This is a genomic window from Streptomyces sp. TRM64462, from assembly GCF_013362995.1.
Lineage (GTDB): Bacteria > Actinomycetota > Actinomycetes > Streptomycetales > Streptomycetaceae > Streptomyces.
The window spans coordinates 1-23,895 of the sequence record NZ_JABWDV010000467.1; the positions used below are offsets into that span (position 1 = coordinate 1).

The 23,895-nt window shown below is 69.5% G+C and carries 13 protein-coding genes and 1 pseudogene; 9 read left to right on the top strand and 5 right to left on the bottom strand.

All coding sequences use genetic code 11. The features are described 5' to 3' along the window. The first annotated feature begins 107 nt into the window (after positions 1-107). From HTZ82_RS33005 to HTZ82_RS31270, 3 genes and pseudogenes are all read left to right on the top strand, one after another. Positions 108-383: a helix-turn-helix domain-containing protein gene (locus tag HTZ82_RS33005; RefSeq protein WP_309235810.1), complete on the top strand. Its 276-nt coding sequence runs from the start codon at positions 108-110 to the stop codon at positions 381-383. 8 nt (positions 384-391) lie between these two features. Beyond that, positions 392-567: pseudogene (locus tag HTZ82_RS33010) on the top strand (winged helix-turn-helix domain-containing protein). Continuing rightward, a complete protein-coding gene (locus HTZ82_RS31270; protein ID WP_309235809.1) occupies positions 507-1,127 on the top strand; it encodes a transposase in 621 nt (206 codons plus the stop codon). The pseudogene HTZ82_RS33010 and the gene HTZ82_RS31270 overlap by 61 nt, the downstream one beginning before the upstream one ends. A gap of 92 nt (positions 1,128-1,219) precedes the next feature. Here HTZ82_RS31270 and HTZ82_RS31275 read toward each other — a convergent pair whose 3' ends face one another. The 4 genes from HTZ82_RS31275 to HTZ82_RS31290 form a co-directional block, all read right to left on the bottom strand. Continuing rightward, positions 1,220-1,705: a hypothetical protein gene (locus HTZ82_RS31275; RefSeq protein WP_175412784.1), complete on the bottom strand. Its 486-nt coding sequence runs from the start codon at positions 1,703-1,705 to the stop codon at positions 1,220-1,222. A gap of 26 nt (positions 1,706-1,731) precedes the next feature. Then, on the bottom strand, positions 1,732-8,682 hold the full coding sequence (locus HTZ82_RS31280; protein ID WP_254712250.1) for a polymorphic toxin-type HINT domain-containing protein: 6,951 nt from the start codon (positions 8,680-8,682) through the stop codon (positions 1,732-1,734). A 112-nt stretch (positions 8,683-8,794) separates the two neighbouring features. Further along, positions 8,795-12,436 (bottom strand): LamG domain-containing protein, encoded by a 3,642-nt coding sequence (locus tag HTZ82_RS31285; RefSeq protein ID WP_175412786.1) that lies wholly within the window; start codon positions 12,434-12,436, stop codon positions 8,795-8,797. 29 nt (positions 12,437-12,465) lie between these two features. Beyond that, the gene (locus HTZ82_RS31290; protein WP_175412787.1) at positions 12,466-13,842 is read right to left on the bottom strand and encodes a VCBS repeat-containing protein; all 1,377 of its coding nucleotides are present in this window, start codon (positions 13,840-13,842) and stop codon (positions 12,466-12,468) included. A 420-nt stretch (positions 13,843-14,262) separates the two neighbouring features. Here HTZ82_RS31290 and HTZ82_RS31295 point away from each other — a divergent pair, with 420 nt between their 5' ends. The 3 genes from HTZ82_RS31295 to HTZ82_RS31305 all read left to right on the top strand — a co-directional run bounded on the left by HTZ82_RS31295 (position 14,263) and on the right by HTZ82_RS31305 (position 17,632). Further along, on the top strand, positions 14,263-16,044 hold the full coding sequence (locus HTZ82_RS31295) for a D-glucuronyl C5-epimerase family protein (protein ID WP_175412788.1): 1,782 nt from the start codon (positions 14,263-14,265) through the stop codon (positions 16,042-16,044). A gap of 88 nt (positions 16,045-16,132) precedes the next feature. Then, complete coding sequence (locus tag HTZ82_RS31300; protein WP_175412789.1) at positions 16,133-16,735, top strand: acyltransferase; 603 nt, start codon at positions 16,133-16,135, stop codon at positions 16,733-16,735. A gap of 111 nt (positions 16,736-16,846) precedes the next feature. Continuing rightward, on the top strand, positions 16,847-17,632 hold the full coding sequence (locus HTZ82_RS31305; protein ID WP_175412790.1) for a polyprenol monophosphomannose synthase: 786 nt from the start codon (positions 16,847-16,849) through the stop codon (positions 17,630-17,632). Positions 17,633-17,743: 111 nt separating this feature from the next. Here HTZ82_RS31305 and HTZ82_RS31310 read toward each other — a convergent pair whose 3' ends face one another. Further along, positions 17,744-18,898 (bottom strand): hypothetical protein, encoded by a 1,155-nt coding sequence (locus HTZ82_RS31310; RefSeq protein WP_254712252.1) that lies wholly within the window; start codon positions 18,896-18,898, stop codon positions 17,744-17,746. A 217-nt stretch (positions 18,899-19,115) separates the two neighbouring features. Here HTZ82_RS31310 and wecB point away from each other — a divergent pair, with 217 nt between their 5' ends. The 3 genes from wecB (at position 19,116) to HTZ82_RS31325 (ending at position 23,851) form a co-directional block, all read left to right on the top strand. After that, positions 19,116-20,219: a non-hydrolyzing UDP-N-acetylglucosamine 2-epimerase gene (gene wecB / locus HTZ82_RS31315; protein WP_175412791.1), complete on the top strand. Its 1,104-nt coding sequence runs from the start codon at positions 19,116-19,118 to the stop codon at positions 20,217-20,219. A 120-nt stretch (positions 20,220-20,339) separates the two neighbouring features. Further along, positions 20,340-21,719, top strand: a complete 1,380-nt coding sequence (locus HTZ82_RS31320) for a glycosyltransferase (RefSeq protein ID WP_309235811.1) — start codon at positions 20,340-20,342, stop codon at positions 21,717-21,719. After that, positions 21,716-23,851: a glycosyltransferase family 1 protein gene (locus tag HTZ82_RS31325; RefSeq protein WP_175412793.1), complete on the top strand. Its 2,136-nt coding sequence runs from the start codon at positions 21,716-21,718 to the stop codon at positions 23,849-23,851. Before HTZ82_RS31320 ends, HTZ82_RS31325 begins: the two co-directional genes overlap by 4 nt. Positions 23,852-23,895 lie beyond the last annotated feature (44 nt).

Sequence of the window (23,895 nt, forward strand, 5' to 3'; positions counted from 1 at the left end):
TGAGGTTGAAAGGGTGGGGTGACAGTCGGCGTTGGCGGTGCTACATCCTCGTCATGAGGTACGCGGATGGCGGCGGGCTGACCGCCGCGGGGCGGGCGAAGCGTGAAATGGTGCGCTTCGAGGCCGCGGAGATGTTCGGGCAGGGGGTACGGCCGCCTGAGGTGGCACGCAGGTTACGGGTGTCGCGGAAGTCGGCTTACGGCTGGCACGCCGCCTGGCGTGAGGGCGGCAGCGCGGCCCTGGCTTCCAAGGGACCTGGTGGCTTTCCGTGCCGGCTGGACGATGGTCAGGTCGAGCGGTTGCAGACTGAGCTGGGAGCGGCCCGGCCGCGCACGGCTGGACGGAGGACCAGCGCTGGACTCTGGCGAGGGTCGCGGCGCTGATTCACCGCCTGTTCGGCTACCGGTACACCCCGCGCGGGGTGTCGTATCTGCCGCACCGGCTGGCTGGTCACCGCAGGTCCCCGCGCATCGGGCCGTCGAGCGGGACGAGCAGGCCGTAGAGCAGTGGCGGTCGGAGCAGTGGTCACGGGTAAGAGGACGGCCCAGCTCCTGGGCGCGTGGATAGTCTTCGAGGACGAGGCCGGGCAGGACCTGAAGCCAGGCAAGGGCCGGACCTGGTCAAGGCGTGGCAGGACGCCGCTGGTCAGCGTGACGGGGAAGGGATCGGGCCGGGTCCTGATGGCCGGGATGATCTGCGTGCGGCCAGGCCGCGAGACCAGGCTGATCTACCGGACCCACACGTACCGGGGCCGTACCGGCGAGAAGAAGTGCTTCCGGGCCCGCGAGTTCGCGAACCTGATCACCTCCGCCCGGCGGCAGCTCGGCGATGCCCCGCTGATCATGGTGTGGGACAACGCCGGCACCCACCACGCCAAGCCTTTACGGGAGTTCTGCGACCGCAACAGCGACTGGCTCACCATCGTCAAGCTCCCTCCCTACGCACCCGACCTCACCCCCGTCGAAGGAGTCTGGGCCCACCTGAAGAAGTCCTTGGCCAACCTCGCGCCCTGCACGATCGACGACCTCACCCCACTCGTGAAGAACCGCTTGCGCGGCATCCAACGCCGACCCGAGATCCTCGACGGCTTCATCGCCGAGACCGGACTCGGTCTGGAGCCTCAGTAGCCTGTCACCCCACCCTTTCAACCTCGACGTCAAGACGCTCGAAAGCCCCACCAGCGACAGGCTGGTGGGGCTTTCGATACAGCTGCTTCAGGCTATCCCCGTGGCGTCAGGAGAACGTTTCGGACGCCTTCGTCAGACAGCCACTCTTCTGACTCATGAAACTCCACGAGCTCACGCATTTCTCGCTGCACAGCAGCATCAACCGATCGCATAGCCTCGTTGAAGCTATTCACGGCAACGGAGCCCGCACGCACCAGGATCAGAAGAACATTCCCACTGCCGTCCTTCGGAATGGAGAACAGGCCTCTAGCCGCCATAGCCACTCCCTTACCAAGGTCCGGATGAGGGAAGCGATTCAAGGCCGCATGCGCCGCCTGATAGGCCCCGTAATCCTCTTCAGCCCTCAAGGAGGAAACAATCGCGGCAACTCCGTCCGGCCCTTCGCTTCCAGTCACCGAATCGGCCAACTCGACGTACCGATTCCAGCGGCGCTCAGCTTCGCCCGGAGGGGTGACCTCGTCATTATCCTGCACAAGGTCACCGCACTCGACGATCTCGACTTTCCAGTCCGACGACATTCGCATCCCATTTCATTTCGCACATGCTACGGGTTTCGCTCCGAAGCCCACTTCTTTAGAGCCTTATTAGAACTGAGGCTCATCCACATCTCCGTGATCGCCTCGTCATATTTACTGCCGAAGCGAGCACGGATGTCGTCCACATCCATCTGGATGGCGCCGCGGAAGTCACCGGCATCTATCAGCTCCCTCTGCCTCATCCGCCACGCCTGAGACGCAAGGGAAGACCCGGTGCTGTAGACGGCGCGATGGTCAGCGTAATCCATTCGAATTGACGGACCACTGTACTTGCTGAGAGGGCTTGATGAATTGGCGGGTATGTGGTTGATCTCTTTCCCTGCCCCTGCAGGCTGGAGATCACCATATTTTCCACCATTCGCACCACCGCAATTGTGGACGAGGACCGGCGTATCCCCCGCCAGCACATAGTACGTGTGAATGTCTGCGATGGTCAGGTCGTGTGTGCGCTGACGCTCGTCAAATCGGCGCACGTCGTTGACGGATACCAGCCGATCATCGGCGGTACGGAGCATCATGCCCGGCTGCAGCTGACCTGCCTCGACCCATCGGTTCTCGGACTCAACCCAGAAGGGGTGAGTCGTCGTCGAGATCAGTGCCTGCGGCTTACCGGCTGCGTCCTCGATCGTCAGGTCGACGAAGTGCTTGTCGTCCTCGGTGACGATCGTGCCCACAACCTCGCGGACAACCGTGTCGCCCGTTTCCGGGTCCGTCACCGTGATCCGGTCACCGAGCTCGACTTCCTCGATCGGTTTCGTGGTGCCGTCCGCCAGCAGGACCAGGGTGCCCGGCAGGAAGCTGTGGCAGCCATCACCCGCATTTCGGCGTGCCTCGGCGGCTTTCTTTCTTGCTGCTGCGAGCTTGTCCTGTGCCTTGGCCAGGGCGCTCTTTGCCGCGTCCAGGGCCTTGCCGGCCTTGAAGTAATCGAGAGCGCCACCGATGAGGTCGTCGACCAGGCCGACGACGCGCTTGCCGAGCTCGTAACCCTTCTTCCAGTTCCATGGGAGGCCGTACTTGGCCAGAAGCTTTCCGGCGATGCCGCCGGCGAAGCTACCCGCGATGTTCAGGATGGTTTCGCCGCATGCGCCCATGTCTCCGCTGGAGACGCAGTCGAATGCCGCGTTGATGCCAAGCTCGTCCTTGACGATCTCGATGAGGACCTTGGCGGCCTTGACGATGCGCTGCTTGGCCCGGGTCTGCTGACCCTGGGCGCCTGCCACCGCAGCGGCCGCTTGCGTCTGCTGCTGCGCCGCCGCAGTCTCTTCAGCGGTCTGGGTGCCAGGAGCGCACAGCATCCCGCATGACGGCGGGGAACCGCACCACTGGTTGTCGGGAAGCCCAGGAGCACAGGGGTAGAGGCCGCTCGGGTCCGACAGAGTGACCGGGCTGTTGTTCGCGTAGGCGTAGCCGTTGATCTGCTGTGGCTGGGTGTAGTCGATGATCGGGTCGACCGAGATGAACTTGCCGATCACCGGGTCGTACTCGCGCGCACCCAAATGCGTCAGGCCCGTGGACTTGTCGATCGTGCCGCCGACGTAACCCTTCTCGCCCGGCCACATCCCCGTGGCCTGGCCGCGCTCGACGCCGTACGGGTCGAAGCGGCGTTGGGAGACCGCACCGGTTGTGGAGTCGATCGCCACCTCACCTGTGCCGTGATGGTCGGAGGCGATGAAGGAGACCTTGCCGTCGTTGGTGCGGACAGCGACTGTCTGGCCCGCGAAGGTGTAGTAGCGGGTGGCCTCCGTCTTCGTGCCGTCGGCGGAGAGCTTCAGCTCCATACCGGGCAGGTAGACAGTTGTGCCGGTCGAGTCCTTGCGCTGGATGCGGTTGCCGCCGGCGTCGTACAGGTAGGTGGTCTGGTCGCCGTTGGCCTCCGTCGCCTTGGCCAGCTTGCCCGTGGCGTTCCATTCCAGGACCTGAGCGTTGCCACCGATGACGCGCTTGGTCGTGTTGCCCGCTGCGTCGTACTCGTACGTCGACTGCCGGTCACCCGTCGGTGTGTTCTCGATGACCTTGGTCAGCTGGTGCGGGCCGTCACCGGCCGTGCCCGCCGCGCCGTAGGTGTAGGTGCGGGTGATGTTCTTCGACGCGTCCAGGGACGTGTCGTGCAGCGTCTCCGACGTGCGGTTGCCGATGGCGTCGGTGACGTACGACTTCCAGTACGGGGCTGGGCCGCCCAGCGGGTTCGCGCCGGGGGCCGACGCGCACGCGGCCGGACCGGTGCCGCCCACAGGGGCGGTCGAGCCGACCGTGCCGGAGCCGGAGGCGTCGGTCAGCGTGGACGACGGGGTCCAGGCGGCCGCCAGCCGCTGGCGGGTGTCGTAGCGGAAGCACTGGACGTCAGGTGTCGCGGTGTTCGCCGTGTCCGCGATGGACAGGACGTTGCCGACCTGGTCGTAAGAGTAGTTCGACTGCTTCACCGGGGCCGGTGCGCCGTACACGTCCACCAGGGAGCGCGTGAGGCGGTCAGTGCCCTGCTCGTAGGCGTAGGTCTGCCAGACCTTCTTCCCAGAGCCCGTGAACAATTCGAGCTGCTGCAGGTGGCTCTGGTTGGAGTAGATCGCGTTGGTGACGTACCCCGACATGCTCGTCGGCCGCTGAAGTTCGTCGTAGCCGTACAGGAGGCCCTCTTCGGGCAGGTCACCCGCGGCTGGGACAGTGCTGCCCTGAAGGGTGCCGTCAGAGTTGTACGTCGAGGTGTAGATGTACGTACCTGCGAGGGCGCCCTGCGAGGCCGGTACGGAGTACACGGTCTTGAGCGGCTGGTAGAACGTGTCCATCGACTGCACGACTGAAGCGAAGTACTCCGTCGCAGAGATGTACGTCAGGGTCGCCCAGACGTGGCCCAGCCACCCGGTCTTGTCGTAGCGCGTCTCCGCCAGCTTCATGCCCGTGGTGGGCGCGCCCTCCCAGGTCGAGACGGTGCGGCCCAGCTTGTCGTAGACCGTGGAGATCTGCTTGCCGCGGCCGTCCGTCGTCGAGACCGGCCGGTCAAGCGCGTCGTATGTCGTCGTCGAGACGCCGGCGTCAGGATCGATGCTCTTGGTCTTACGGCCGAGCTGGTCGTATTCGTAGCGCCAGACGTTGCCTTGCGCGTCGGTTACCGACTCCAGGAGGCCCTTGGGCGTGTAGGTGTACTTCGTGGCGTCGTAGCCGAGCAGCTCGTTCGGCGCGTCGCCCCGGTAGTGGCGCAGCTCAGTGGTGCGGCCCAGGGCATCTGTGATGGTGGTGGTTGCCACACCGCCCTTCGGCGGGTCCACGTGGGTCCGTTCACCGTCGTACCTCGTGGTCGTACGCCACTGCTCGACGCCGGAGACCGCGAAGATCTGGGCGGTCTGGCGGCCGAGGCTGTCGTACTCGAAGAGGTTCTGGCCGCTCACCTGACCGTTCTGCACGATCAGCAGCTCGTCCGATGGAACGCCGGCCGCGTTGTAGGTCGCGTACGTCTTCTTGATGTTGCCCGTGCTGTCGTAGAACGTGTCGCCGACCATACGGGTGCCGTTCGGCCCCTCAGTCTGCATCTGCCTCGGGCGTAGCAGGCTGTCGAAGAGTTTGTACTCGACGCCGTACGAAACGTCGTTCTCGATCTTCTCCGTCTTGATCGCGACGACCTTGTCCCGGCGGACGTTGTACGAGTACTTGATACTCGGGGAAGCCAGCTTCGGGCGGTCCGGGAGCCACACCGAGGTGAGGCGGCCGAGAGCGTCGTAGGCGAGGTCCGTGCGCTTGCCGTTCGGGTCGGTCTGGCCCGTCGACACGCCCCACGCGGGGGCGTAGTCCGTCTTTGTGACGTGCCCAAGCGCGTTGGTGAACTTCGTCTGGGAGATCAGCCCGTGGGCGTCCGTGTACGCCGTGGTGGTCGTCGCTCCCGACGCGTCCGCCTGGGAGAGCGGGCGGCCGAAGGCGTCGTACGTGGTCGTGCCGGTCACCTGGTAGATGCCGGTCGTGCCGTCGTGCGAGGTGAGACGCTCGGTCTTCGTGGCGTCGCCCTTGGTCGGCGCCGCGCCGAAAGCCCCGCCGTCGTACGAGGTGCGCTCGTCGGCGAGGACCTGTGTCCTGCGGTCCGGGGTCGTGCCGCAGTTGACGGCGACGGCCTCGCTGCGGGAGGGCAGAGACAGGATGTTCTTGGTCGGGTTGTCCGCGTACCACGTCCGGGTGCAGGTGTCGTCGCTCGGCGTCGATACGTCGCCCAGTTCCTCCACCTGTGTGACGCGGCCCGTGCCGTTCGACGTGTCGTATGTCGTGGTGCCCTTGGTCTCGCGCCACGTGCCGTTCGACAGAAGCGTGTAACCGCGGACCACGCGCGGGCGGACGATGGAGGCGTGGGTCGTGGCCCAGGCCTTCGTCTGCGTCGCCGTGTAGTGCTTCCACGGTTCACCGATCGTCTTGGCGACAAGCTTGGTGCCGTCGTAGGTCGCGGCCTCGAGCTGGTGGCCGGCGAACTCCTCGGCGTCCGTGTATACCTTGCCGGTGGAGTCGGTGACCGTCACGGAGCGGGTGCCGCCGGACGCGTCCTTGTCGCCGTCCATGCCCTGCATGTACGTGTAGTCGACGCGCGTCTTCTGATTATCGGCGCTGCCGCTGGTGACGGTGACCTTGCCGTAGCCCTGCCAGCCACCCCACGTCAGGAACTTGTCCTGGGTGATGCCGTCCGGCTTGGCCTTACGCCAGGCCGCGTCGCCCTGGTAGCTGTAGCGCGTGACGGCGCTGTCGCCCCCGCCCGTGCGATCGGTCTCGATGATCTCCGCGACGACGTACTTGTGGAACCAGTCCGTGATCGGCTCGATGTAGCCGGGCGGGGACCACTGCACCGGGTAGCAGCGCTTTGTCGACGAGCCCGGCGTAGGCAGGGCGTCGGCAGTGCACTGGGTCGGCGCGTAGTTGATGTCCAGCTGGGCGCCCGTCTCGCTGAGCACGGTGGCGAGGCGGAAGCGGTGGAACGGGGCCCTGTTGTCGCCGACCGCGTCAACGCGGTTGACCAACTGCTCACCGAAGAGTTCCAGCGACGGCAGCTTTACCGGCGTACCGGTCGCGCGGCCCTCGTGGTCGATCTTCGACAGCCACAGCGTCTTGGAGTCGTCGCCGTTGTCGGTGAAGAGGTGGGTGAACGTCCAGGCGTCCACGTCCTGGTAGGTCGTGGCGTCCTTGCTCATCTGGGTGGTAATGCCCGTGAGGCGCTTGGTCGTCCAGAAGGTCTGGCCGACAGTGCACTTGGTGCCAGCCTTGCACTCCTGGTCCACGGGGACGTCCGGCCAGTAGGCGGCGTTGGCTGTGGTGCGCTTGGTCTCAGCGCAGTCGAAGGTGGCCGTCGGCAGGCAGCGTTCGGCGGTCGTGAAGACCACACGGGCCGGGGCCTTGGCCGCGTAGACCTCGCCGTCGCGCTGGCCGTAGTCCATGCGCTTGAGGTAGCCGCCGCGGTGGTACGGAGTACCGTTGACGTCCGTCTTGCCGTTGAGGGCGTAGTGGTTCGTCTCAGGCTGGTAGTAGAAGGACATCACGTTGCCGTGGGGGTCCTTCACGTAGTCGAGGCTCCAGCGCCACGCCTGCGAGCAGTGCGCGCTGGTGAAAGTGGCGTTGTAGCAAGGCTCGCCCGCGTCGTCGCCGAAGACCGGGACGGTCCAGGTGGACTGGGTCTCCTCATTGCCGGCGGCCCAGCCGGGGAGGCGGTTCAGGCCGAAGTAGTACTCCGTGCCGTCGGTGGTGGTGACGCGCCAGTACTCGCCGTCGTTGTCGCCGTTCACAGCGCCGGTCAGCTTCTCGACCTTGGAGGCGGGGTCCGAGGCGAGGTGCCACTTGCCGGTCGTGTCGTCCTTGACCAGTTCGGTGGCGCTGCCGTTGAGGAGGATCGTGGCGTTGTCGAACGCCCAGCACTGCTCACCCGAGCCGTTGTGGCCGTCGTCCGAGCAGGGCTTGTAGCGGCGCTCGATGTAGCCGGGGTCGTACGAGAAGCCCTCGCCGATCCAGGAGCCCTGGTTGTTGGTGGCGGAGGTGCGGCCGTCGGCGGACTGGGACGAGTAGCCGAGGCCGAGGCTGGGCACCTGGCCGCCGGGCGTCGGGACCGTGCGCAGCGGGTAGCTCCACGAGAAGCCACCCGAAGACGGCGAAACGTTCCAGCTCGCGGACGGGGAGAGCGCCGTGGCCTTGTACGTGCCCTGGGCCGACGACGGCCCGGAGGTCACGGCGACGAGGGACGTGGCCTCGGTCGCCATGGTGGACGGGCCGGACTGGTGCGGCGCGGCCGTGACGTCGGCGGCCAGCGTCTGCTTCTCGGCGTCGTTCACCGTCGCCAGCGGCTTGGGGGCCTCGGGGCACTCCTTGGAACCGGGCTGGGCGTACACGGCGCAGGCCGGGAGCTGGACGAGGTGGAGGCGGGAGCCGTAGCTGCCGCCGTAGCCCTCGGCGAAGGAGGAGTAGTCGACGTTGACGCGGACCTTGGCGGACTGGTCGCCGCCGTCCGCGCGCTCCACGCTGAAGAGCGTGCTCACGCCGAGCTTGGCTGCGCGGGCCGGGTCGAGGACGTCGACCTTGACCTTGGTGGGGGCGGCGGCTGCGGTCTTCCCGGTGGAAGGGGCCGCTGCCGGGCCGGTCTTGGACTTGGCCGCGGGCTTGACCCCGGCTTTCGTATGGGGTGCGGTGACGGTGATAGGCAGGCCGCCAGGCGTGGCGACTGCGGGCTTCTTCGCTCCGGGCGCCGACACCGGCACGTCCGCGCTGCCCTGCTTCGGCCAGGTGGCCTTGTCCAGCCGGGACAGCGCCGCCTTGCGGGCGGGATCGGACGGGCGGGGCTTGGCCTTGGCGTCGGCGCCCTCAACCGGGTCGCCGAAGTCCTGGACGCCGGGCCTGCCGCGGCCCTTGTCGTCAGCGAAGGCGACGGACTGGACGGTCGAGCCGGTCAGGGTGAGTGCCAGTCCGAGGACTGTTGCCGAGACCGCGCGTCTCGGCAATCGGTGGCGCAGCAAGCGGCCACGTTGAGACATCAGGGGAACTCCGAACGTCGGATTCTGGATGGTTGAGAAGGAGAAAGGCGGGTGTGTCGACGTGTGATCGCACGTCGACACACCCGCCGGTGGACTAGATGTCGGGCGTGGGCCGCAGCAGGGCCATCTCCTGGATCGCGGTCATATCCGCCGCACCGTTGTAGGCGCGTACCTCGTCGATGGCACCGGCGAAGTACTCGCCGCTACCGCCGACAGCCGAACGCCCCACGTTCAGGCCGCCGGTGGCGGGCCAGAGCGTGGTGTCCGCGCCCTTCGCACTGCTGGCGAGCTGGCCCTCGACATACAGCCGCACCTCATTGGCGAAGGCGTCGTAGACGACGGCCAGGTGCTGACCCGAGCCATCATTGGAAGGAAATCGCCGGTTGTCGGCAACCGTAACGATCTCGGCCGTCGCCTCGTCGGTCTTCGCCACGGCGAGCTCCCACATTGCCGGCTCCGTGGCCGTCGCCGGTCGGTAGCGAACCGCGAGGCGGTTCGCGTTGGCACCGGGCAGGGACAGGACGGTCTGCGGCATCGTCGCGTCGATCGACGTCAGCTGCGCCCGGGCGGTCACGGTGAAGCTGGACCCACCGGTGATCGGCGGCGTGGCCGTGGAGGCGTGGTCGCCGTCGCCGTCGAGGACCAGGTGGCCGTCGCCGACGAGGGCTGCCTCGTCGAACAGCGGGTCCGCCGGGCGGTAGATGTAGGCGTTGCCCGCCAGCTGCAGCGGGTTGCCGCCGCCGGTCTCCGGCGAGGCGCCGCTCTCCGCCGCGTCAAGCTGCCAGTAGCCCTTGCGCTCCGGCTTGACCGTCATCAGTTCGGCGACCTGGGCCGCTGGGAGGACCCGGTCGAAGACACGGACCTCCGCGAGGTCACCGGTGAAGTTGTCGCGGTAGCCCGTCTTGGCCGTGGAGCGGCCGATCTGGAGCGGGCCGTACGACCGCCACGGGGACAGGCGCGGCGACGTGCCCTTGAGCGTCTGGTTGACGTACAGCTGGAGCTGGGCCTGCTGGGCGTCGTACACGCCGGTCAGCAGCACCCACTGGTCGGGGACGACCGTCAGGCCGGTGGCCGCGGCTCGCCACTCGCCGATGGTCTCCATGTCGGTCCTGGGAATGGAGAAGGCCCATGTCTTGGCGATGGCGTTGTAGCCGAGCTTGAAGCCGGGCTCACCGCTGCCGTCCTGGCTGATGATCGTCATGTCACGGCTCAGGTCGGTCGGCCGCACCCAGGCGCTGACGCTGAAGCCCTCCGACGTGTCGAGGACCGTCTGGCCGGCGTCCAGATAGGCGTCGGCCGTGCCGTCGAAGTGAGCGGCGAAGTCGACCTTGCCGCCCGGGCCCACGGCGCCGAAGGTCACGCCGCTGCCCGCCGACGCGGAGAACTTCTCCTGCTCGTCGTGGGCCTCGGTGCTGCCGGCCGCGTCAGCCAGGTTCCACTGGGCGGCGGCCGCCTTGCCCTCGGTGACCCGGAACTCGTAGCGGTGCACCGTGCTCGGGTTCTCGGCCTGGTCGACGGCGACGACCTCCAGCCAGTGGAGGCCGGCCCGGGTGGGCATCCACTGGACCGTCGCCGGGCCGCCGGGCGAGGACGCCGTGACGGTGGTGGCGGGTGAGGCGGTGGAGTCGAAGGCGTAGCGGTACTTCACCACGTCGGTGTCCGGCACCGAGTCGTTCCGGTTCGGCGAGAAGGTGAAGGTGCCGTACGTGCCCACGCCGTCGTGGTAGACGGTGTCCGCCGGGTACTGCTCGGAGAGGACGTTCGGCTTGCCCGGCAGGGTCGCGTCGTAGACGAACTCGCACTTGGCCGCGGACCAGGAGCCCCAGCCGTCACCGTCGAAGGCTCGGGCGCTCCACGAGATCACCCTGTTCTGCGGGATGGTGGAGCGGACCTGGTGGACGAACTTGGTGCCGGCCACGGGGGCCATGTACGCGGTGTCGGTCGTGTACGACTGCGGGGTGCCCGCGCCGTCCGTCCACTCGACCTTGAACTGGACCTTCACCTTGTCGGTGTAGCCGTTGCCGTGGTCCGGGTCGCGGGCCTCGGTGGAGATGAGCGGCGGCACCTCGGCGTACGGACGTGTAGTGCCGGTCTTGCAGCTGCCGCCCGGGTTGCTGGACATCATTCCGGCGGTGATCTGCGAGGGCAGCGTGTTGTAGCTGATCGACAGGTAGGCGTTGCCGCAGATGCGCTTCCACTGGGAGAAGGTGGTCTCGTCCTGGGCGCGCAGGCCCAGGGACATGGCGGACCAGCCGCCCGCCGCGGCTGCCCGTACCTCGCTGGTCAGTTCGCCCGTGGAGCCGCCCTCGAAGTGGAGGTTGGCCTGGCTGGAGCAGCTCGTCGGCGAGATGGCCTGGTTGACCGTCTGCAGGTAGTCCACCCACTGGGTACTGGTGTTGGACCAGTTGCTGGACGACGTGATCGTGTAGTTCGCGCCACCGATCCGGTACAGCTGGATGGGGGTGGCCGTGGGCTGCGCCTGGTAGATGTGCGCGACCCGCGCCGAGAACGTGGAGCTCAGGATCTGCTTGCCCTTGTAGAAGGACATCGGCATCGTGAACATCACGCGTCGCACGCCGACGCCGTTGCAGGAGACCGGGTTGTAGTCCGTGGGGCAGCGGCCCACGCCCGCGCTGTCGGCGTACTTCCAGTCCTGCTCCGTCGGGAAGCCGGACATGACGCCGGTCCACGCGCTGCGGGACGTGGTGCGCTGGATCGGGTCGATGACAACCGGGAAGACCGTGTCGTCGGCGGTGAGCATCTTGCGGTCCGGGACCAGCGTCAGCCTGTCCTTCCCGACCTCCACGCCCAGTGGCGCCGTGCGACCACCGCCGCCGGGGCCCTGCAGGGCCGGGGCCGCTGCCGGCGCGACGTCAGCGGAGAGCGCGCGGGCTACGCCCTTCGCGCCCTGCGTCTTCGCGCCGGTCTCCTTGACGGACGCCGAGTCCCACATGGCGGGCTTGCCGGCCTCGAAGACGGTGCCGCCGACCGCCGCGTCCTCGGCCTTCAGGGCGCCGGAGGCGTCCTCCTGGACCTTCAGGCCCTTGGTCTTCATGCCCAGGTCGATGCGGGCGAGCCTGGGGTCCGCTGCGGCGTTGGGGGTCTTGACGACCAGCAAGTGTGCGAAGCCGTCGTTCTCCGCGCGCACGGTCAGGTCGACGCCGGGGAGGGCGTCGGTGTACGTGGCGGTGTTCTCCTTCAGGACGGGTGCCGGCAGTTTCCCGTACGGCCAGCTCAGGGCGAACTCGCGGCCCGCGCGGCGGAGCGTCGCGAAGGGCTTGCCCGCCTCTCCGGAGGAGAAGGTGAGGTCGACGGTGGTCGCCTTGGGTGCCACGGTGCCGTCGGCGCGCTTGACGAGTGTGGGGTCGAGGTCGACCCAGGCGCCGTCGCGCACAGTGCGGACGGGTTCGGTGTACTCGCGTGCCGTGAAGGTGCCGTTCGGCTCGGCGAAGACGTCGCGGCGCTCGGTGCGCAGGCCGAGGACCTCGACCCGCTTGCCGCTCTTGCTCGCCGCGGCCTTGGCCTGGGCCTCGGAGGCTGCCGGGCCGGGCGAGGCGGCCGTGGGCAGCGCCTTCGCCGCAGCGGTCGTCTCGGTGTTCGCCGTCTGGGCGGGCTCGGGGAGCCCGGTGAGGCCGGCGGCGAGGACGGCGCTCGCCGTCGCGGCCACCGCCGCCCCGCGCAGCAGTGTGCTGCGACGTATCCGCGTGGACACGTTGTCACTTCCCTTGGTCTTCATGTCTTGTCCTGGGAGCGGGTGCGGCCGGGTCACCGGACGACGGTGCCGAACGCGCCGTCACCCGCGGGGATGACGCCGTCGCCGGGCTTCCACGTCTGCGTCGGGGCTCCGCCCGTGGTGACGCTCCAGGGGAAGCCGTAGACGGCGTGTCCCTCGGCGGGGCCGTACGGCATGCCGACGAACAGGGCGGTGCGGGTGCCGCCGAGGCTGATGCCCGCGAACTGGCGGGACGCGGGTGCGGACGGGATTCCGGAGCCGGGCTCCAGCCACGCGTCGCTCGCGCCCGGCGCGCCGACGAACGGAAAGATCTGCACACCGCCCGTGTCGAGGTGCTGCTCCGTGGACTCCTCGCCGGGCACGCCCACGGCGAGGCGCACCGTGGAGGCTGTGCTCTCCGCGGTGGGGCTGGTGTTGACGCCAGTCAGCGTTTGCCCGAAGAAGTCGCCGGGCTCGGCCTCGCCCTCGACTCCGTCGGTGTTCTGGTCGATCCAGTTGAGGTGTGTGACGCTTTCGGCCGCGGTGATCTGGTACGTCTGCACGGCTCCGGCGTCCATCACGTCGGCGAGGTCCTCGCCCGGGACGCCGACGGCCAGGAGGAAGCCTGCCTCCAGCCGTCCACTGCTGTTCTTGTACTTGTTCGGGACGAACGCCATCGAGGTGCCGAACCGGTCGCCGGTCTCCGCGGACTTCTCCGATCCGGCGGCGCGGCCCTGGCCCATGCCCCACGTAGGGGCCGGGATGCCGTCGGTGTTGATGGAGGTGCGGAAGGCCATGACGGCCCCGGCGGACAAGTCCGTGTCGATGGACTCGCCCGGCACGCCGACGACGAAGAAGTTGCCGGCCGCGACGACTACGGAGCCGAACTGGTCGTACGCCTCCCGCTCTTCCCACACCAGTGGACTGTCCTGGTCGAGCGAGACGCTCTTGAAGTCGGTGCCGTACACGGCGTGGACCAGGCCACTGTCGATCTTACCTGCGACGTCCTCGCCGGGAGCGCCGACGACGAGATACGGAATGCCGGTGGACGACACGGTGGTGGCCACCGAGTAGCCCACCCAGTCCTCTGCCTCTGCGACGTCACCAAGCGCCGCGCCCTGTCCAAAGCCCCTGTCCGGAGTCCCCTGGCCGATCCCCGATGTGGACCCGAAGATCAGGTGCACAAGGCCGGCGTCGGGGACCGTGCCGATGTCCTCGTGCGGGATACCCACGGCAAGGTCGCTGCAGCCGTCCTTGTTCGCGTCGTACGCAGCGAAGGAGAAGCCGAACTGGTCACCGGCTTCCGCCACGTCCGAGACGTTCGGCGTGTCCTGGTGGATCTGGACCGTCCCCTTGCCACCGCCCAGGACCACGTGAAGCTGGCCCGCCTTCTCCTGCCCCGACACCGTGGCCTGCGGGTCGGCGATCACCGTGTCCCGCAGTCCGTCCCCGTTGAAGTCACTGTCGACGCCACCGACGCACGCTGCGACGGTTGCGGTCTGAGCCTGCGCTCCCGCCCCGAGCCCCAGTCCCGATGTGAGACATGCCAATGCCGTGATCCCGAGCGCGCTGCGCCACAGGACTCTCCCCGCGCCGGATACGCGCGTTCCCCACCCGAATGAAATCTTCATAACAGGACGAACCTTGACAGTGGTCAGACACACACTCAAGATCACATGTCCGACATGAACAGCATGAGAGATCACACATCCGTCACAGGTGCCCCACAGAATCCGGCACTTCACCACGTACGCGGACAGCAAGCCCTACATTCCGCTACCTCGACCTCACACTGTTCACATAAGATCCACGACGCCTTGATCAAACATTTGTGTGGGGGGGATTCCGTCGTGGCTGAGCAGATACGTCCCGAAGTGGACCGCAGGAACTTCATGCGACTGGCCGGTGGCACCGCCGCGGGCCTTGCCGTGGCCGGGGGTGGGGCCCTGAGCGGGCTGACGGCCGCCGAGGCGTTCGCCGCGCCCGTGAGCGCCGGCGTCAGACCCGACCCGTTCGCGCGCATCCCGCAGTCCCTGGCGCTGCGCCTGCCGCGCGGCGCGGGCAACGACGCCCCGCTGCCGCCGCTTCCCGACCCGCTGGAGGGCGGCGTCGTCTCGCCCCCGAGCAGGCCCCGCAGCATCCCGAAGCCGCGTACCGCACCCTCGCCGGACCAGCTCAGGACCGGAGCCACGGCGGACCTGCCGGAGACGCTGCCCTTCACGTTCAACACCAGCGGGTACACGATCGCCACGGATCTGCCCGAGCACCTGCGGCCGTGGCGCGACCGGCCGACGCGGTGGGAGAACGTCTCCCCCAGCACGGGCCCGTACCGCCTCAACTCCGAGGGTGTGTACCTCTATTACCCGAACGGCGGGTCCGTCGGCTACGAGCACCCCGTCGGCCAGATCCAGTTCGGCCTCGGCTGCATCACCAGCTACCGCACCGAGACGGACGCGGAGCGCAAGGCTCTGTTCCTGACGCGCGCGAAGGCCCAGGCGAACCGGCTGATCGAGAGGCGCGTCGAATCCCGCGGCGCCTGGTACTTCCCGTACACCTTCGACTTCCGGCACGCGGTCCACACCGGTGTCGACTACCAGGCTCCCTGGTACTCCGGCATGGCCCAGGGCGAGGCCATCAGCCTCTTCATCCAGCTCTCCCAGCTGGACGCGGTGACGACGGAGGAGCGCACCCTCTACCAGGCCGCGGCCGACGGCGCGCTCCTTTCCCTGATGCGCGCCGAGGACGGTTCCCCGTGGGTCGTGAACGTCGACCGCTCGGGCTACTACTGGATTCAGGAGTACCCGTTCGCCGAGCCGGGCACGGGCGACTTCACGTACAACGGCATGATCTTCGCGATGTTCGGCCTGTGGGACTACTACGTCGCCACCGGCAGCCCGCTCGCGGCCCAGCTGTACGACGGCGCCTGCACCACCATCGCGCGGTTCTTCCCGCTGCTGCGGAACATCCGCTGGTTCTCGTACTACTGCCAGCAGCACCGCATCCCGGCCCCCACGTACCACCAGCACCACATCAACCTCTTCCGGCAGCTGCACTGGCAGACCGGCAGCCCGGACTTCGCCTACCACCAGGACAAGCTCACGGACGACTACCCGTCGCCGTACGTGAAGGCGGGTTCGACGATCGCCTTCGCGGCGGGCACGCACACCCTCTACCGGTACGACACGGCCGCGGACGGCTCCTGGGTGTCGTCCAAGGGCGACGCCGAGCTGGAGGTGAAGAAGGTCACGTTCTCCCGGGCCACCCAGGCCCCGGCGTCGATGCGGCGGCGCATCCAGGGCCGCGGCATCTACTACCGGATCGACGCGGGCGCCTACGAGGGCTGGTGGGTCGGTGAGGTGTGGCCCAACTCCTTCCTGCTGGGCCAGTTCCTGACGACCGTCTACCGGCCGCAGCGCACGCTGACCTTCCCGGCGGGCAAGTCCGTCGACGTGTACCGGTTCACCGAGGACGGCACGGCCACCAGCATCAGGACAGTGCAGTTCGCCAACGACTCCAACGCGCCCTTCGACCGGCGCGCCGTGGTCAACGGACGCCCCATGTGCCAGATCACCGCCGGCGCCCTCACCGGGTACTGGGCGGTGGACGGCCATGTGATCACCGACGGCCACTGAGGCCTCCGAACGGGGCGGGGCCGGCACCCTGAGGCCGCGTATGCTCGCCGGGCGAAGACGCACACCGGAAGCCGGAAGGCAGAGCACAGTGAACTACAGGGTCCAGCCCACCGCCCAGGTCGCCGACACCGCCGAGATCGGCGCGGGCAGCAGCGTGTGGGAGCTCGCGCAGATCCGCGAGGGCGCCAGGCTCGGCGAGGGCTGCGTCGTCGGGCGCGGAGCCTACGTCGGTACGGACGTGCGCATCGGCAACAACGTCAAGCTCCAGAACTACGCGCTCGTCTACGAGCCCGCGGAGCTGGAGGACGGCGTCTTCATCGGCCCGGCCGTGGTCCTCACCAACGACCACAACCCTCGCTCCGTCGACCCCGAGGGGAAGCAGAAGCGGGGCGGCGACTGGGAGGCCGTGGGCGTGAAGATCGCCGAGGGCGCGTCCGTCGGCGCCCGGTCGGTGTGCGTGGCGCCCGTCCGGATCGGGCGCTGGGCCATGGTGGCGGCCGGCGCCGTCGTGACCAAGGACGTACCGGACTACGCGCTCGTCATGGGCGTGCCCGCGCGCCAGGCCGGCTGGGTCGGCCGGGCGGGCGAGCGCCTCGTGGAGCGCGAGGGGGAGCCGGGTGTGTGGCAGTGCCCGCGCACCGGCGCTCTGTACGACGAGAAGGACGGCGTCCTGACCGAGCGCCCGGCCTGACGGCCTGGGCGTTCGGACCCCGCACCAGGGGTGACAACCCCGCGGTGCTTATGCTGAACGACCCAGGTCGGGAGCTTGTTCGAGCACCCGGTGATCGGACAAGGGGAAATCGTGAAGAACGGTGTCCAGCGCACGCGTGGACCTCTGGGCACGGTGTTGGTGATCATACCGACCTACAACGAGGCCGAGAACATCACACCCATCGTGTCCCGCGTGCGCTCCTCCGTACCCGAGGCGCACATCCTCGTCGCGGACGACAACAGTCCGGACGGGACCGGCAAGCTGGCCGACCAGATCGCCGACGCCGACGACCACGTCCATGTGCTGCACCGCAAGGGTAAGGAAGGTCTCGGCGCCGCCTACCTGGCCGGCTTCCGCTGGGGCATCGAGCGCGGCTACGGCGTCCTGGTCGAGATGGACGCCGACGGTTCGCACCGCCCGGAGGAACTCCCCCGGCTCCTGGGCGCCCTGTCCGGCGCCGACCTGGTCCTCGGCTCCCGCTGGGTCCCCGGCGGGGGCGTGATCAACTGGCCGGGGCACCGCAAGCTGCTGTCACGCGGCGGCAGCCTCTACTCCCGTGTCGCACTCGGCCTCCCGATCCGCGACGTGACGGGCGGCTACCGCGCCTTCCGCAGGGAGACCCTGCAGGGCATCGCCCTCGACGAGGTCGCCTCGCAGGGCTACTGCTTCCAGGTCGACCTGGCCTGGCGAACGGTTCAGGCGGGCTACAAGGTCACCGAGGTCCCGATCACCTTCGTCGAGCGTGAGCACGGCGAGAGCAAGATGAGCGGCTCGATCGTCCGCGAAGCGCTGTGGCGCGTCACCATGTGGGGGCTCTCCTCCCGGCTGTCCCGGCCTTCCCGGCCGTCCCGGCCGTCCCGGCCCGGCAACGCCTGACCGGCCGCCCCGAGGCGCTACGACTCCCGGGGCGCCCGGGAGTCGTAGCCATGCCACCTGCGGAGGCACCCACCGCCGGGTGAGGCATCTCACACCTCCGGCCCGGCCCCGTCACACGCGGGCCCACGCCTCCAGCGCGAGGCCCGGGCCGCTCCGCTGCCGTGCCACCCGCAGCGTGCCGTCGGCGCCGAACACCGCGAGGACCACCCGGCCGCGCCCGTCGAGGGCCAGCGCCGGCGCGCCCACGCAGCGCTCGCCCGTCACCGCCCACTCGGCGGCCGCCGACTCCTCCTCCGTGGCGTACACGGCGAGCGCGGGCCGCCCCGTCGCGGCGTCGCGGCGGGCGAGGACCGTGCAGTCCCGGCCGTCCACCGGCGTCCGCAGCGCGGCCACCGGCCCCGTACCGCCTCCGCCACCCACCGCGCCCGGCCCGCCGGCCGCGGAAGCCGCAGCAGCCGCGGCGGACGACGGGCGCCAGGCGCGGACCGTACCGTCCTGCGCGTCGAGCCAGAAGTGCGTGAGCCGCCCGGGCGCCGTCTGCTCGGCGCACAGCGACGACGGCTCGGCCCGGGTCTCCAGGTCCGCGGCACGTACGAACTTCACGCCGACCTCGGTCTGCTCCCAGCGCAGCAGCCGGTCCTCCGTCACCGCGACGACCTCCATGAGCCCCTCCGCGGTGACCGACGCGGAGATCGCGCCGAGCACACCGGAGCCCTTCAGGTCGGCCCACCGGTTCCACTTGCCCGACGCCACCTGGGCGCGGCCGGAGATCCCGCCGCCCGCGTTCCGCACGAACACGTGCAGCGACCCGGTCGAGTCGACGACCGCCGACGGCAGGCCGATCTGCGCCGCCAGGTCCGGCCGGTCCGCGTACGGCGAGCCCACCGGCACCCAGTCGCGCACCGCGAGCCCGGACTGGTACTGCAGCGCGTACACCACCTCGGTGGCCGTGGACGTACGGCGCAGCCCCACCAGGTGGACGTAGCCGTCAGCGCCCTGGGCTATGGACAGGTACGGCAGCACCCCGGGCGCCGGGATGTGCACCGGCCCCGACCACTCGGGCCCGCCGACCCGGGTCTCGGTCCAGCGCAGCACGCCGCCGGAGACCGGCGCGTACGCCGTGAGCCTGCCGTCCTTGCCGCGGACCAGCCAGCCGGTGGTGGGCGGCACCGACGGATCGGCGGCGGCCGCCACCGGCAACGCGACCCCCCGGGGTGCGGGCTCGTCTGCTGGACGTTTGGCCTTCCGCGCGGACCACACCGCCATGGCTCACCGCCGACCTTCCCTGGACCCGTTGCTGGACGCCGCCATTTTGGCAGGTGGACCAGGGTGCTCGGGCACCGCCCGAAACGGCGGTAACCGGCCCGGAGTGGCACGCTTCACCGGATCGGGGGCCGAGGGTGTCCAGGGGTGTCCGAGCCATTGCCTACGATGGCGGGGCACGTCCCCCCTCATCGACGCCCCAGCAGAAGAAGAGCCCTCAGTGAAAGTCATCAGCATCGTCGGCGCCCGTCCCCAATTGGTGAAACTCGCCCCGATCGCGGCCGCGTTCGCCGGGACCGAGCACGAGCACGTCATCGTGCACACCGGACAGCACTACGACGCGGACCTCTCCGACGTCTTCTTCGACGGTCTGGGCATCCCGGACCCGGACGTCCACCTGGGCGTCGGCTCCGGCAGCCACGGCGCGCAGACCGGTGCGGTGCTGAGCGCCCTCGACCCGGTCCTGGAGCGCGAGCGGCCCGACTGGGTGCTGGTCTACGGCGACACCAACTCGACCATCGCCGGTGCGCTGTCCGCCGTGAAGATGCACCTGCCGGTGGCTCACCTGGAGGCGGGTCTGCGCTCCTTCAACCGGCGCATGCCGGAGGAGCACAACCGGGTCCTCACCGACCACTGCGCCGACGTGCTCCTCGCGCCGACCGAGGAGGCCATGCGCCACCTCGCCGCCGAGGGCCTGGCGGACCGCGCGGTCCTCGCGGGCGACGTGATGGTCGACATCTGCCTGCGCATCCGCGACGCCGTGCTCGCCGGTGAGCACGCCGCGCCCGCGCTGCCCGAGGGCATCGACCCGGAGAAGCCGTTCCTGCTGGCCACGCTGCACCGGCCGGACAACACCGACGACCCCGAGCGGCTCGCCGCGATCGTCGACGCGCTGGCCGGGCTCCCGCTGCCGGTCGCGCTGCTCGCCCACCCGCGGCTGGTCGCCCGTGCCAAGGAGCACGGCATCGAGCTGGCCAAGGGCGCGATCCACGTCGGCCGTCCGCTGCCCTACGCGGGCCTGGTCGCCGCCGTGCTGGCCTCCTCCGGTGTGGTCACCGACTCCGGCGGCCTGCAGAAGGAGGCGTTCCTGCTGGAGCGCATCACCACCACGATCCGGCCGGAGACGGAGTGGGTGGAAACCGTGGACACCGGGTGGAACGTCCTTGTTCCCGACCCGCACACCCTGCCCGCCGACAAGTGGGCCGCCACGGTCACCCGCGACGTGCCGACGGCCGACCCGGGGACGCCGTACGGCGACGGGCAGGCCGCGCGGAACGTTGTCCGGATCATGGAAGAGTGGAAGGGAGGCCGCCGGCACGCGTGAGGCGGACAGGCCCCCTCATTGGGGTGCCAACCCGTACACGTCACCGTGCTAGCGTCACCGGTTATGTCAGCGTCAGCGTCTCCCGGATCCGGGCTGCCCGCGTCGGGCGATCGGCCCCATGTGATCTACCTCGCCATCGGATTCCCGCCGGCTGCCAAGAGCTGCGCGTACCGCATGCGCGAGACCGCGAACCAGTTCGTCAACCAGGGCTGGGACGTCACGGTCGTCACCATCGCGCAGGAGTCCTGGGAGCGGGACTCCGGCGTCGACCTCACGCTCCTGGAGCAGGTCGACCCGAAGGTGAACATTGTCGAACTGCCGCTGGCGCGCGAGGACCTGGAGACGGACATCCGCCTCTACGACGAGGCCCGCGCCCTCAACCCCAACAGCTGGGTGGCCGCGCTGCGCCGCCGTCAGATGAAGCCGTTCCCTGAGCCCAACTTCGGTGACTGGCGGGAGGACCTGGAGCAGGCCGTCCTCCGCGTCCACCGGCAGCGTCCGGCGGATCTGCTGCTCGCGAGCTGCGTCCCGTATGTGAACCTCGCCGCGGCGTGGAAGCTGTGGGAGGAGGCGAAGGTCCCGTACGCCGTGGACTTCCGCGACGGCTGGTCCATCGACGTGATCGACGGCGTCGAGGCGTTCTCGCGGGACTCGGACGAGGGCCGCTGGGAGCAGAAGATCCTGGACAACGCGCTCTCGCTGTGGGTCGTGAACGACCCCATCGCCGAGCACTACCGCAAGCGCTACCCGGACTTCGCCGACCGCGTCCACGTCGTGCGCAACGGCTACGACGCGGACAGCTCCCCGGGCCGCGTCCACCGCACCGACCCCGAGGCCGGTCTGGTCTTCGGCTACCTCGGCACGGTCAACTTCACCGCGCAGCACCTGGAGACGGTGCTCGCCGCGTGGAAGGCGGCCCGCGAGAAGGAGCCGCTGCTCGCCAACGCCCGCTTCGAGGTGCGCGGCCACATCGGCAACGGCTCCGGCCGCGAGGCCAACCGGCACGCCGAGATCCTCAAGCAGGCCGAGGCCGACGGCGTGTTCTTCGGCGGCCCCGCCGCCAAGGCCGAGGTCGCCTCGGTGTACGCCGGGTGGGACGCGATGGTCCTCATCCTCATCGGCGGCCGCTACGTCACCTCGGGCAAGGTGTACGAGTACATGGCGACCGGCCTGCCGATCGTGTCGGCGCACGTCGTCGAGCACGACGCCTCCAACGTGCTGAAGGGCCACCCGCTGTGGACCGGCGCCGTCGGCATCGACGAGGAGAAGCTCACCGAGTCGTTCGTGCGGGCCGCGCACATGGCGGTCGAGACGAGCGACGAGGTGCACGCGGAGGCCATGGCGCACGCCGACCAGTTCACGCGTGAGGCGTTGATGAGCGTCGCCGTGAAGAACCTCGTCGACGACGTCACCGCCCTGCGGGCCGCGCGGGAGAACGCCGCGGCCGACGTCTCCTCTCGTACCGACAGCCCGTCCGTCGCCGAAGGATCCTCGCTGTGACCCGCGTCCTGTTCATCGCCAGCGCCAAGCCCCAGCTGGGCGTGTTCAAAGACTCGGTGCGCAAGTTCCGCGCGCAGGGCGCCCAGACGTTCCTGGCCGGCACGTTCCACCTGGAGTCCAACGCCGAGGAGCTGGCCGCCATCGAGCTGGACGGCACGCACCAGCTGCCGCGCAGCCTGGCGTTCCGCTCGGCGGCCGTGCGCCGCAAGGCCAGCAAGTCGCCGCTCGGCATGCGCGTGTGGCTCCAGTCGAAGCGCGACGGCTGGCTGCGCCAGGAGGCCCGGCGCGCCGACGTGCTGGTCGCCCTCGACCCGGGCGCCGTGTACACGGTGTGGCGGCTCGCCCAGCACTACCGCGTCGACGAGGCCCACTTCGGCATCGCCCCGGCCCTGAAGGCCGTCGGCAGGCTCAAGGGCAAGGGCGCCACGGGGGTGCAGCGCGGTGTGCTGCCGCCGCTGGACGTCGTCAAGCGCGATGTGAAGCGGTCCGTGGACGGGCTGCCGGCCGCGGTGATGCGCCGTGCCACGGCCCGCCCGGTCATGCGTTCCGCCGTCGGCGCCCGGATGTGGCGTACGGCGGTCACGGCGCCGGGCGTGCCCGCCAAGGTCCGTATCGCCACGTCGCGTTATGTCGCCGAGGGCATGCAGTGGGCGGGCCGTACGAGCGGTGCCGCCATCGCGCTCGCGGCGGCCGCGTCGAAGATCCCCGACCAGGGGCTGCGGGCGCAGCTCCTCGACGAGGCCGTGATGAAGGAGCTCGCGCGGGGCATCAACCCGCGTGACCTCGGCAAGGCGGTCTCCGCCCAGCTGGCGCACGCGGACAGCCGGTTCGCGGCGGGTGACCACGCCAAGGCGGCGACGGCCCTGGACCGTGCGCTGTTCCTGGCGTTCCACCGGGTGCTGCACATCGACCAGCTGTCGTCGCCGCTCGCGAAGGACGCCGAGGCGTTCGTCACGCCGCTGTACCGGTCGCCGGCCGTGCAGGCGCTGACCCGCTCGCAGGGCAGGAAGTCCCCGGCCGCCCCGGCCCCGAAGGACCGCCCGCTGCGGCTGCTGGTCACCACCAGCGCCAACGCGAACTTCCTGGGCCACATCCTGGACCGCTACGGCGACCACCCGGACGTGGAGCTGCGGTTCCTGGACCTGGCCACGCAGAAGGCGCTGAAGCGGATCGCGTGGGCGGGCCGCCGGGTGCTGGAGGACCGGCTCGCGGGCGGCACCAGCGACTACCAGGAAGAGGTGGAGCGGCTCATGCGGCCCTACCTCGACTGGGCGGACACGGTGTTCGTCGACTGGGCGGTGGGCCCCGCCGCGATGCTGACCACGATCGACCCGGGCACCGCCCGGATCGTCGTACGGCTGCACAGCTACGAGGCGTTCACACGCTGGCCGCACATGACGGACTTCTCGCGGATCGACGACCTGATCTACGTGGCCCCGCACGTGCGGGACCTCGTCGAGTCGCTGGTGCCGCAGCTCCGCGGCGAGCACGCGCCCCGTACGCACCTCCTCGACAACGCCATGGACCTGGCGGGCTTCGCGCGCCCCAAGCCGGCGGAGGCCCGGTTCAACCTGGGCCTGGTCGGAATAAGCCAGGTCGCCAAGGACCCGCTGTGGGCCGTGGACGTGCTCAAGCGGGTACGGCAGCACGACGAGCGCTACCGGCTGCTGCTGGTCGGCGGCGACATGAACGGCAAGACGAGCCGCGCCACGCACGACTACCTGCGGCAGTTCCGCAAGGAGCTCAAGCCGCTGATCGAGGAGGGCGCGGTCGTGAAGCTCGGCCCGACGGACGACGTGCCGTCGGCGCTGACCGACATCGGCGTCATCCTGTCGTCGTCCGTCCGTGAGGGCTGCCACGTCGGCCTCATGGAGGGCGCCGCCAGCGCCGCCGTACCCGTCTCGCGTGACTGGCCGTTCTACGCGGGCAAGCCGAACAGCGCCCGCACGCTCTACCCGGAGGGCTGGGTCGTCGGTTCCGCCGAGGAGGCTGCGCGGCGCATCCTGGAGACCACGGCCACGGAGCAGTCCTGGCGCGAGGCCGGCAAGCTGGCCTCCGAGCACGCCCTGTCGGCGTGGGACTGGCCGGTCGTCAGCAAGCAGTTCGACGACCTGTTCCTGGGCGAACGGTAGGAGAAGCCGGAACGCGAAGGGCCCCGGACGATGTCCGGGGCCCT

Coding starts and splice junctions, on each gene's coding strand:
- HTZ82_RS33005 (WP_309235810.1), top strand. CDS start 108: ATGGTGCGCTTCGAGGCCGCGGAGATGTTCGGGCAGGGGGTACGGCCG.
- HTZ82_RS31275 (WP_175412784.1), bottom strand. CDS start 1,705: ATGTCGTCGGACTGGAAAGTCGAGATCGTCGAGTGCGGTGACCTTGTG.
- HTZ82_RS31285 (WP_175412786.1), bottom strand. CDS start 12,436: ATGAAGACCAAGGGAAGTGACAACGTGTCCACGCGGATACGTCGCAGC.
- HTZ82_RS31310 (WP_254712252.1), bottom strand. CDS start 18,898: ATGGCGGTGTGGTCCGCGCGGAAGGCCAAACGTCCAGCAGACGAGCCC.